This is a genomic window from Streptomyces lunalinharesii (assembly GCF_039532155.1).
In the GTDB taxonomy this organism is placed as follows: domain Bacteria; phylum Actinomycetota; class Actinomycetes; order Streptomycetales; family Streptomycetaceae; genus Streptomyces; species Streptomyces lunalinharesii.
In genome coordinates this window covers 58,768-70,040 of sequence record NZ_BAAARK010000010.1, presented here as the reverse complement: position 1 = coordinate 70,040, position 11,273 = coordinate 58,768, and the positions used below count along the sequence as shown (strand labels likewise).

Sequence of the window (11,273 nt, the reverse complement as noted above, 5' to 3'; positions counted from 1 at the left end):
GCGCCACCACCGCCCACCACCGACCGCCCGAGCTTCCGTACGAGGGGGACCCCTTCCATGCACGCTGACCTCTCCCGCATCACCTACCGGCCGGAGCGCCACTACTCCGCCGTGGTGGCGCAGCAGGGCCGGGTCCAGCTGGACGCCGACGCCAACGAGCAGGCCGCGATCCAGCTGTTCCAGGCCCGCACCCTGGCCGCCGACCTGATCGGGCCGCACGGCGGACCGCAGGGCGCCACCGGATTCAAGATCGACCTCCGCGGTGGCCCGCACGAGTTGGACGACCTCGTCATCGGCGGTGGCCGCTACTACGTCGACGGAATACTGTGCGACGCCACCCGCCCGCGGCCCGGCACACCGGTGCCGGCCGCCGGCCACAAGGAGGGCGAGGAGCCGGCCGCCCCGGGCGCCGCGGACGCCCCGGCCGAACCCGCCGCCGGGACGTGGACGTACTGGGACCAGCCGGACGCCTTCCGCGACCCGGAGCGCCCCGGCGACCGACTGCCCTCCCAGTTCCCCTACCTGGTCTACCTGAAGGTGTGGGAGCGGCTGGTCACCGCGGCCGAGGACCCGGCGCTGCGCGAGGTGGCGCTGGGCGCCGCGCTGCCGGACACCGCGGCCCGCACGAAGGTGGTGTGGCAGGTGCTGCCGCTGCCGGCGTCCGCGCTGGGCCTGGACGGCGAAAACCCGCCGGCCGACGACATCCGCACCGCCTTCGGCCGGTGGGCGCAGCAGGCCGCCGCCCCCGGCTGCCGGTTGGCGGCGCGCAGCGAGCGCCCCGACCACGCCGACGACGACCCCTGCCTGGTCGCCCCCGAGGCCCGCTACCGCGGCCCCGAGAACCAGCTGTACCGCGTCGAGGTGCACGACGGCGGTGCCGCGAAGGACGCCACGTTCAAGTGGTCCCGGGAGAACGGTTCGGTCACCTTCGCCATCGACGACCTGGACGGCACCTGGGCGGAGTTGGCCTCCCTGGGCGGCGACGACGCGCTGTCGCTCCAGGTCGGCGACCTGGTCGAGTGCGTGGACACCGGCTACGCCAGCCGGGGCGAGGCGGCGCCGCTGCTGCGGGTGGAGGAGGTCGACCTGCCCGGCCGCCGGGTGCGGCTCTCCGACGAACCGGCGCCCGGCGTGGGCCGACGCCCCGAACTCCATCCGTTCCTGCGCCGCTGGGACCACCAGGAGGCCGGGCGGAAGACGGTGCGGCGCGGCGCGGGCCCGGGGCGGCTGCGGCACGGCGCGGTCCCGGTCGAGGAGGGCGGCTGGCTGCCGCTGGAGGACGGCGTGGAGGTGTACTTCGAGGCCGGTGGCGCCTACCGCACCGGCGACTTCTGGCTGGTCCCGGCCCGCACCGCCACCGGCGGCGTCGAGTGGCCCACCGACCCGGCGCGCCGCCCGCTGCTCCAGCACCCGTCCGGCATCGTCGTGCACTACGCGCCGCTGGCCTGGGTGCACGGCGAACAGGCGGTGCCCGACCTGCGGTTGGCGTTCCGCCCGCTGGCGACCGCCATCCCGGCGACGGACGGCGCGGCGCCGGACGCCACCGGCGCCGCCGGCACCGTCGACGCGGGCGGCCCCGGAACGCTGTCGACCTCCAGCACCGCCGGCAGCGGCCCGGCGCGGCCCCGGTCGCAGACCACCGCGGAGGCCGAGGCGCAGGTGGACGAGGCCGGGGAGGCGGGCTGATGGCGACCCCACTTACCGGAAGCCAACTGCTGGCGGCGCTGCGCGCGGAGGGGCTGGTCGTCCACGAGGTCCGCGACTGGCGCCGGCACAACCGCAACACCAAGGGCCCCTGGGGCCCGATGCACGGCGTGGTCGTCCACCACACCGCCACCGAGGGCACCGACTCCTCGGTGGACCTCTGCTACGACGGGCGCCCTGACCTGCCCGGGCCGCTCTGCCACGGCGTGATCGACAAGGCCGGCGAGGTGCACCTGGTCGGCAACGGCCGCGCCAACCACGCCGGCCTCGGCGACCGCAACGTCCTCCAGGCCGTCATCGACGAGGAGGAACTCCCGAAGGACGAACTCGCCGACACCGACGGCAACCGCCACTTCTACGGCTTCGAGTGCATCAACCTCGGCGACGGCCAGGACCCGTGGCCACAGGAGCAGTTGCTGGCGGTGGAGCGGGCCTCGGCGGCGGTCTGCCGGGCGCACGGCTGGGGCGCACGGTCGGTGATCGGCCACAAGGAGTGGCAGCCGGGGAAGATCGACCCGCTCGGCTTCACCATGGACGCGCTGCGCGACCGCATCGCGGCCCGGCTGTCCCGCCCCCCGGAGGGCCCGGCGTCCCCGAACGCCCAGGACCGGCCCGACGGCACCGGCGACGGGACCGGCCCACCGGGCGACGCAGCCGGTGACGGCGGCGGTGGCGGTGGCGACGACGGCGCCCGGACCCCGTCCGTGCCGCCCATGCCGCAGCACCCGCCCTACGAGCCCTTCCCCGGCGGCGAGTTCTTCCGCTCCGGCACCGCCGGCCCGGTGCTCGCGGCGATGGCGCAACGGCTGGTCGCCGAGGGCTGCGACCACTACCGCCACGGCCCCGCCCCGGAATGGAACGAAGCCCACCGCAAGTCCTACGCCTCCTGGCAGCGCAAGCTCGGCTTCCACGGCAAGGACGCCGACGGCGTCCCGGGCCGCGTCACCTGGGACCGCCTCCACGTCCCCAACACCCGTACGGCGGGCGACGCGTAGCCGGCCCGCGGCCGAAAACGCCGGCGCGCCCGGGGGCAGGAAGCCCACCGGGCGCGCGCCGGGATGCGGTGACTTACGGGTGGTACTTCTCCTCGACGGTGTCGGCGCCCTCGGACTTGCGGTCCATGGAGACGCGGACGGTCACGGCGCCGGTCTTCGCGGCCTTCTCCAGCTGGTCCACGGAGCACTTCTTGGTGCCGTAGCCGTCCTTGCCGACCCTGACGTTGCCCGAGTCGTCGCCGCAGATCGCGGCCGCGCCGAGGATCGTCGTGGCGTTGGCGACCAGGAACTGCGTGCTCTTGCCGCCGTCCTCGGGCTTGACGCTCAGCCGGCCGGGCGCGACGTACGTCATCTTGCCGACGATCAGTTCCTCGTTGCCGGCGTGGGCGGAGCCGCCCCCGGTGGCCTCGGAACCGCCGGTCGAGCCGGTACCGCCGGTCGAGCCGGAACCGCCGCCGTTCGCCGCGTGCGTGCCCCGCGCGGTGGGCTGCCCCGCGGACTCGCCGCCGTTCTGGCCCTGCGCACCGGAGTTGCCGCCCGCGGACTGGCCCGCGGAGCCCTGCCCGTCGGAGGCGGTCGAGGAGGCGGCGGGTCCGGCGGCGCCCGTCGACCCGTCCTCCGGCCCGCAGGCCGTCGCCCCGAGGCCCAGTGCTGCGGCGGCGACGAGGGCGGCGGCGACGCGGCGGCCGGCGCGGCCGCGGAGTCGGTTGGTGACGGTGGCGGTGTTCATCGGTACTCCCGTTGCTGTGGTTCTGTCGTCTCGCTCCCGGACGACAACCAGCTTCGAAGAGCGAGTTGGCGTTCCACTAACGGACGACTAATACGGTGCGGCGGCGAACCGCACCGGCCCCGCCGAGGGCATCAACTCCCTTGCGGACAAACCCAGTCGAGTCACCAGGTCGCGGACGAATGCCCAGGTCACGGCAGGAAAAACGCCGGGTGGCCCTCCCCCACAGAGGGCCACCCGGCGTCTTTCACACGGCGGCTCGGGGTGATGTCGCCATCACTCCGTCCGCCTCATCCGGCGTTCCGGGTGCCCCGGCTTCCCGACGGCCGCCGCGGTCGGGAAGCCGGTGCACGCCGTGCGGTCCGCCGGACGGTCAGAGGCCCTGCACGGGGAGGGCGGGCAGCGCCGGCACGTTGGCGGCGTTGGTCAGGTCGGCCAGGTGGGCGGGCACGGCCGGGGTCAGGCCCCTGGCGCCGGCGACGGTGGTGGTCGCGGTGCCTCGGGCGTCCGTCACCACGACGGTCACCAGGCCCCGGGCGAACGGCACGGCGTCGCTGCCGACGCCCTGGGCCAGCCCGGTGGCCTCGCCGCCGGCGCCCTGCGCGAACGGCACCGCCGCGCCCTGCACGTGCTGCGCGAAGACCTGGGCGCGGCCGCCGACGGCGGTCGCGAACGGGGTGGCCTGGCCCGCGGCGTCACCGGCGAGCGCACCGACGTTGCCGACCGCGCCCTGGGCGACCGGGAGGACCTTGGCGACCGTCCGGCCGGCGACCGGCGGCAGCACGTCGGCGGAGGTGCGGTCCACGACCGGACGCGCGGTGGCCAGGGCGCCCTGGGCCTGCTTGGTCAGCTGCTCGGGACGCAGCCCGGCACCGGCGAGACCGGCCAGCAGGTTGTCGGCCGAGCCCGGCGCCTTGGGCAGCGCCGGGGCCTTGGGCAGGGCGGGGGTCTTGGGCAGCGCCGGCACGCCGGGCAGGCCCTTGGGCAGGCCGCCCGGCAGCTCGGCGGCGGGCACACCCGGCACGGCCGGCAGCTCACCGTTCACCAGCGAGCCGGCCTTGCCCATGTCGGCGCCCTTGACGCCGCCGGTGACCTTGCCGAGCTGCTTGCCGGCGTCGACGGCCCCGGCGACCCGCTGGACGTCGACGGCCTTCTGGACGCCACCGGTGTTCAGGGCCGGCAGCCCACCGCCGACGAGCCGGCGGACGCCGTCCACCACACCGCCGGCCTGCGGCAGCCGACCGGTGGGCAGCTCGTTGGCGGACACGCCGCCGCCGAGGGCCCCGGTCGCCTTGCCGGCCACGCCGCGCACGGTCGTGGTGGCCGTGCCGGCGGCCTTCTGGACGGTGCCGGTGACGGCGCCGGTGGGCAGCTGCTGGGCGGCACCGGTGACCGAGCCGACGGCGGGCAGGTCCCCGGTGGCGGGCAGTTCGGCGGCGTTGGCGGCGACGGTGCCCAGGGCCCACAGGCCGGTGGCGGTGGCGGCGACGGCGATGGAACGGCGGATGTTGGAGCGCATGGTGGCGATGTCCTTCGAATTCAGGGGGTTCAACGGGCAGACCTGTGCCGCCCCCGCGCGGCAGGTCTCTTCAGACGCGGAGCGGGTCTGCCCTAGCCGGGGAATTCGAGGATGTCTTCGACGCGTCGGCGCGTCGGGGCGCCGTCGGCCGTACGGACGCCACCCGGCAGCAGCCGGAAGCGCGGGGAGTTCGCCGCAACGGCGGCGTGCTGGTCCCCGCCACGGGGACCGTGGCCGTCGCCCGCGCGGTGTGCGGGCGGTGCGGCCGGGCCCTGCTGGCCCTGGCCCGGCAGGCCGTGGTGGCCGGCGTCCCGCTGCTCAGGGGCGGCGGAACGGGACCGGTCGACGGCCGGGTGGGGCACTGCGTAGGCACAGTGCGCCGGGCGGAACAGGTGCGGCGCGGACGGGCCGTGGCCGGTGTGCGCGGCGCCCTGACCGGTCGCGGCGCCACCGGGCGCCCCGCCGTGCACGGGACCACCGCCGTCGCCGGTGCGTCCCGGACGGCTGCCGACGGGCAGGTGGACGGGGAGCGCACCGCTGACCCGCTGCCCGATCCCGCCGATCTCCTCGACCGCGCCGGTCACCGGGCCGTCGAGCCGGTCGGTGACCGGTGCGGCGGCCTGCTCGGCGGGGCGCACCGCGCCCTCGACCGCGGCCGTCGCGGTGTCCGTACGGCGGGCGAGCCCGGTGCCGTCGGCCGTGCCCTGGTGCGCCAACGCCGCCCCGGACTCCGGCAGTCGGCCGGTGCGCCGGGCGGCGGTGACGTGGTCCGGGGCCGGGGCCCCGGGCAGGGCCGCCGCGGCCGGCGAGCCGTCGACGGGCGTGCGGTCGGCGGCGTGTGCGCCGGAACCGTAGGCGACGCCGAGGAGGACGAACCCGATCAGGAAGAGCCCCGCCAGCAGTGCGCGCCGCACGGCCACGGTGCGCGGCAGGCGCACGGCGGCAGGCGTGACGGACACAGCAGACAAGGAGGGGACCTTCCCAAACGGACGGGGACAGCCGGGCGCAGCGCCTCGGTGTCGCACCCGTCACGGGTGATCGAGCGATGCCCTGATCCTTGCACGACACGCCAGGTGGCACGCAAGTCCCCCCGGGATTCCTGTCACCGTTGCTCCGCCATGTCCGGTATGGGCAACGGTCTCTTCTCCAGCGCGGCGGCCATCACCTCCGGGAACAGTTCGGGCGTGCAGGCGAACGCGGGTGCGCCCAGGGCCGCCAGGGCCGCCGCGTGCGCGCGGTCGTAGGCGGGCGCCCCCTCGTCGGAGAGCGCGAGGAGGGTCACGAACTGCACGCCGGACGCCTTCATCGCGGCGACCCGCCTGAGCATCTCGTCGCGGATGCCGCCCTCGTAGAGGTCGCTGATGAGGACGACCACGGTGTCGGCGGGGCGTCGGATCCGCGACTGGCAGTAGGCCAGCGCGCGGTTGATGTCCGTGCCGCCGCCGAGCCGGGTGCCGAACAGCAGCTCCACCGGGTCGTCCAGGTGGTCCGTCAGGTCCACCACGGCGGTGTCGAAGACGACCAGCCGGGTGTCGAGGGCCCGCATCGAGGCGAGCACCGCCCCGAACACCGAGGCGTACACCACGGACGCCGCCATCGAGCCGGACTGGTCGACGCAGAGCACCACGTCCTTCGCGGCCGTCCGCGCCGCGCGCCCGTACCCGATCAGCCGCTCGGGGACGACGGTGCCGTGCTCCGGGAGGTAGTGCCGGAGGTTGGCGCGGACGGTGCGGTTCCAGTCGATGGCGCGGTGCCGCGGGCGGTGGGTGCGGGCGGCCCGGTCCAGCGCGCCGGTCAGCGCGGTCCGGGTGCGGGTGGCCAGCCGTTCCTCCAACTCCCGTACGACCGTGCGGACGACCTGGCGGGCGGTCTCCCTGGTGGTCTCGGGCAGCACCTTGTTCAACGACAGCAGCGTGCCGACGAGGTGGACGTCGGGCTCGACGGCCGCCAGCATCTCGGGCTCCAGCAGCAGTGCGGACAGGCCCAGTCGGTCGATGGCGTCGCGCTGCATCACCTGCACCACGGAGGATGGGAAGTACCTCCGGACGTCGCCCAACCAGCGGGCGACCTGGGGTGCCGAGGCGCCGAGCCCGCCCGCCCGCGGTCCGCCGCCGGCGCGCCCCGCGCGGCCCGGCCGTTGGTGCGGGCGCGGACCGTAGAGCGACTCCAACGCCGCGTCCATCGCGGCGTCCTGGCCGCGCAGCGGGCAGCCGGTGCCGTCCGCTTCGGCGCCACCCAGCACCAGCCGCCAGCGGCGCAACCGCTCCGCGGCCGGATCGTTCGCCGTCGTCATCTGCCCGCTCCCGTCAGCTCGTTGGCCCTCCGCCAGGCCGCACCGGACCCGCCCTCGCGCTCCGCACCCCGCTCGCCTCGACCGCCCCCCGCACCGGCACCGTCCGCGCCCCCGCGGGCCCCACCGGCCATGTCGCCGCCGTCGACCGTGTCCTCCATGCCCTCCCCGTCCGCCATGGCCTCCCCGTCGTCCGTGTCGTCCGTGTTCTGCGCGCGGCCGGGCCGGGGTGTGCCGAGCAGGAGTTGGAGGGTGGGCAGGACGGCGGCGGCGCGGTCGCGGTCCAGGCCGGGGCCGAAGCCGGGCGCCGCCGCGTCGGCCGGGCCGGCGGCCGGACGGTCCGGGCCGGCGGCGGGGCCGCGCCGGACGAGTTCGCCGAGGGTGCGGCGAACCCCGGTGTCGTACTCGGCGAAGGTGCGCCGCAGCAGCGGCAGGACGTCGGTGAACGCGGCGGCCGGCACGTGCGTCAACCAGCCGTCCAGCAACGCCCGCAGCCGTTCGTCGTGGAGCAGCAGCAGGCCGCCGTCCCGGCCGCCGACGAAGCCCTCGATCCAGCCGGCGGCGTCGACGGGCGGGGTGCCGGGCGAGAGGGCGAGCGCCATCAACCGCTCCGCACCGTCGTCGGGCAGCCGCCCGTCGTCCAACAGCAGCCGGGCGGCCCGACCGCGCAACAGCCCGGGGACGGCGTCCCGTTCGGCGAGGGTCCGCAGGACCGCCGACCAGCGCGCCCACAGGGACGTCTCCGCGACCCCACCGGCCTCACTGGCTCCAACGGTCCCACTGGCCGTACGGACCCCACCGGCCCCACTGGTCGGCGTGCCGGCCCCCGTCGGGACCTGTCCGAGGAGGCCGACGGCCCGGTGGGTGGCGTCGAGATGGCCGCGCGCCTCGGCCGCGCCGTCCGCACCCAGGCCCGTGCAGGCCGGCGGCAGCCCGACGAAGATCCGCTCGGCCAGGCCCAGCGCCACGTCGCGCAGCGCCCCGGCGTCGGTGCCGCGGACGTCCCCGTACCGCACCGACCGGACGAGGGCGGGCAGGGCCCGGGCGAGGTGGCCGACGTCCGCGTCGAGGGCGGCGCGGTCCGCGAGCGCCCGCAGCACCACCGGGAGGGCCTCGGGCAGCGCGGCGAGCAGGCAGCGCTCGGCGAGCGCGGTGGCCTCGGCGAGCACGGTGGCCTCCGCGGCGTGCGCGCGGGCCTTGGCGGTGGCCGCCGCGAGCACCGTGGTGCCCCAGACGCCGGCCTCCGCGACCCGCACCGACAGCTCGGGTTCCCACCGCAGCCGCCAGGTCTCCCGGAAGGTGCCGGTGCCGCCCCGGGAGCGGACGGGCTCGCCCCAGGGGACGCCGAGCAGCCGCAGCCGGTGCAGCAGCCGGCTGCGGCCGGCGTCGGTCTCCTTGCGCAGGTCCAGCTCCACGTCCCGCTCCGCCGGCTCGGGTGTGAGCCGCAACGTCCGCTGGCAGCGGGCGAGGTCGCGTTGGAGCGGCACGGCCGGGGCGTCCTCGGGCACCCGGCCCAGCACCTCGCCGACCACCAACCGGTCGCGGATCAGGGCGGCCGGCACGTCGGAGCCGTCGGCCATGACGGCCCGTACCGCGTCGTCGAGCTCGGCGAGGCCGGCCAGTGGGCGGCCGCGGACCGCGGCGAGTCCTTCGGCGAGCCGCACCGCCTCGATGACGTGCGCCGACGACACCGGGTAGTCCGCCTCGCGGAGCAGCCGGGCGGCCTTGGTGAGCCAGCGCTCGACGGGGCGGTCGGGAGCCTCGAAGAGGTGGCCGTACCAACCGGGTGAGGCGATGCCGGCGCCGTATCCGCTGCGCCGGGCCAGCCGCCGATGGGTCCACGGCACCCAGGTCAGCGCGGTCTTCACCTTCGGCAGGCCGGTGAGGAGCCGCCGGTCGGCGGCCGCGGTGGGGTGCGCGCCCGTGCGGGAGCGCGTGCGCGGGAGGTCCAACGCGGGGACGTGCCAGGCCCCGCAGACGACGGCGACCCGGTCCCCGAACTCCTTCTGGGCCGCCCGCAGTCGGAGCCGCATGTGGGCCTCCCGCAGCAGGTCGCGGGGGTGGCCGCCGGCGCCGTACGCGGTGCGCAGCTCCGCCATGGCCGCCGCGAGCGCGGCGAACGGGGCCAGGGCGTCCGCCCCGTCGCGGGGCGCCCGGCGGTGCTCGACGACGTCCTCCCACCACCGTTCGGGATCGTCGTGACCGGCGGCCTCGGCGAGCGCCCGCAACGGGTCCAACCGCACGGCGCCCGCCGCGGCCGCCCCCGCCGGTTTCCCTGCCGCCTCATCCGCCCCGCCCGCGTCGCCCGCCCCCGCGCCGGCGCCCGGGCCGACGCCCTGGTCCTCGTCGTCCCGGTCCTCGTCGTCCCGCTCGCCGTCCCGGTCCTCGTCCGGCAGGGCCAGGACGTGCGCCGCCGGCAGGTCGACGAAACGCACCGGAACGTCGTGTGCGAGCGCCCACCGCAACGCCACCCACTCCGGGGAGAAGGCGGCCAGCGGCCAGAACGCCGCGCGCCCGGGGTCGTCCACCGCATGGGCGAGCAGGGCGACCGGGGGCCGCATCCGCGGGTGGGCGGCCAGCGCCACCAGGTCGTCGGCCTCGGGCGGCCCCTCGATCAGCACCGCACGGGGCGCGCACTGCTCCAGCGCGGCCCGCACCGCCCGGGCCGACCCGGGGCCGTGGTGCCGCACCCCGAGCAGCACCGGCCCGCCCCCGCCGGCGCCGGTCATGCGCCCGCCTCCCGGCAGGCGCGGTAGAAGTCCTGCCAGCCGTCGCGCTCGCGCACCACGGTCTCCAGGTACTCCTGCCACACCACGCGGTCCGTCGCCGGGTCGCGGACCACCGCGCCGAGGACGCCGGCGGCCAGGTCCCCGGCGCGCAGCACGCCGTCGCCGAAGTGGGTCGCCAGGGCGAGGCCGTTGGTCACCACCGAGATCGCCTCGGCCGTCGAGAGCGTCCCGGTCGGCGACTTCAGCTTGGTGCGGCCGTCGGCGGTGACGCCGTCGCGCAGCTCGCGGAAAACCGTCACCACCCGGCGGATCTCGTCCGTCCCCTCGGGCAGGGGCGGCAGGCGCAGCGGCCGGCCGATCTGCGCGACGCGCCGCGCGACGATGTCCACCTCGTCCTCGGGAGTGGCGGGCAGCGGCAGGACGACGGTGTTGAAGCGGCGACGCAGGGCGCCGGAGAGGTCGTTCACCCCGCGGTCGCGGTCGTTGGCGGTGGCGATCAGGTTGAAGCCGCGGACGGCCTGCACCTCCTGCCCCAGCTCCGGTACGGGCAGGGTCTTCTCGGACAGGAGGGTGATGAGGGCGTCCTGGACGTCGGCCGGCATCCGGGTCAGCTCCTCGACCCGCGCGATGGTGCCCTGCGCCATGGCCCGCATCACGGGGCTGGGCACCAGGGCGTCCCGACTGGGCCCGTTGGCGAGCAGCTGGGCGTAGTTCCAGCCGTAGCGGAGCGCTTCCTCCGGCGTGCCGGCCGTGCCCTGCACCAGCAGGGTGGAGTCGCCGCTGACCGCCGCCGCGAGGTGCTCCGACACCCAGGTCTTGGCGGTGCCGGGCACGCCGAGCAGCAGCAGCGCGCGATCGGTGGCGAGCGTCGTCACGGCGACCTCGACGATCCGCCGCGGGCCGACGTACTTCGGCGTGATGACCGTGCCGTCGCCGAGCGTGCCGCCGAGCAGGTACGTGGCGACCGCCCACGGGGAGAGCCGCCAGCGCTCGGGGCGGGGCCGGTCGTCGGCCGCGGCGAGCGCCGACAGCTCCTGCGCGAAGGTGACTTCGACGTGTGGCCGCAGCGCTTCCCCGGCCGCGCCGCGGGCCTCGCCCGCCGTCGTGATGGCGTTCTCGGACATGCTTCCCCCTCGTCACGCGATGCGCGGCCGGCACCCCGCGGAAATCCGCCGGCCGCTTGCGTTTCCCAGCCTGCACCAGACCACTGACAACGCCCCGAAAACCGCTTCCCACCTGCGGAGTTGTCCGGGGGCGGGGCGATTGTCAGTGGTGCGCCGTAGCGTCGAAGGCGACGAATCCGCAGGGG

The 11,273-nt window shown here is 76.6% G+C and carries 8 protein-coding genes; 2 read left to right on the top strand and 6 right to left on the bottom strand.

Translation table 11 applies throughout. The features are described from left to right. The first annotated feature begins 57 nt into the window (after window positions 1-57). The gene (locus tag ABD385_RS17525; RefSeq protein WP_344576751.1) at window positions 58-1,686 is read left to right on the top strand and encodes a DUF6519 domain-containing protein; all 1,629 of its coding nucleotides are present in this window, start codon (window positions 58-60) and stop codon (window positions 1,684-1,686) included. Further along, window positions 1,686-2,699 (top strand): peptidoglycan-binding protein, encoded by a 1,014-nt coding sequence (locus ABD385_RS17520; protein ID WP_344576749.1) that lies wholly within the window; start codon window positions 1,686-1,688, stop codon window positions 2,697-2,699. The genes ABD385_RS17525 and ABD385_RS17520 overlap by 1 nt, the downstream gene beginning before the upstream one ends. A 73-nt stretch (window positions 2,700-2,772) precedes the next feature. Here the strand turns inward: ABD385_RS17520 and ABD385_RS17515 are convergent, their stop codons facing one another. From ABD385_RS17515 to ABD385_RS17490, 6 genes are all read right to left on the bottom strand, one after another. Then, complete coding sequence (locus ABD385_RS17515; RefSeq protein WP_344576748.1) at window positions 2,773-3,429, bottom strand: hypothetical protein; 657 nt, start codon at window positions 3,427-3,429, stop codon at window positions 2,773-2,775. A 370-nt stretch (window positions 3,430-3,799) separates the two neighbouring features. Beyond that, complete coding sequence (locus ABD385_RS17510; protein WP_344576746.1) at window positions 3,800-4,978, bottom strand: hypothetical protein; 1,179 nt, start codon at window positions 4,976-4,978, stop codon at window positions 3,800-3,802. A 59-nt stretch (window positions 4,979-5,037) separates the two neighbouring features. Further along, on the bottom strand, window positions 5,038-5,913 hold the full coding sequence (locus ABD385_RS17505; RefSeq protein WP_344576745.1) for a hypothetical protein: 876 nt from the start codon (window positions 5,911-5,913) through the stop codon (window positions 5,038-5,040). A 134-nt stretch (window positions 5,914-6,047) separates the two neighbouring features. After that, on the bottom strand, window positions 6,048-7,238 hold the full coding sequence (locus tag ABD385_RS17500) for a vWA domain-containing protein (RefSeq protein ID WP_344576744.1): 1,191 nt from the start codon (window positions 7,236-7,238) through the stop codon (window positions 6,048-6,050). Then, on the bottom strand, window positions 7,235-9,964 hold the full coding sequence (locus ABD385_RS17495) for a DUF5682 family protein (RefSeq protein WP_344576742.1): 2,730 nt from the start codon (window positions 9,962-9,964) through the stop codon (window positions 7,235-7,237). The genes ABD385_RS17500 and ABD385_RS17495 overlap by 4 nt, the downstream gene beginning before the upstream one ends. After that, window positions 9,961-11,088 carry an ATP-binding protein gene (locus tag ABD385_RS17490; RefSeq protein ID WP_344576740.1) on the bottom strand — a complete coding sequence of 376 codons (1,128 nt, stop codon included), beginning with the start codon at window positions 11,086-11,088 and terminating at the stop codon, window positions 9,961-9,963. The genes ABD385_RS17495 and ABD385_RS17490 overlap by 4 nt, the downstream gene beginning before the upstream one ends. Between the last annotated feature and the right edge of the window lie 185 nt (window positions 11,089-11,273).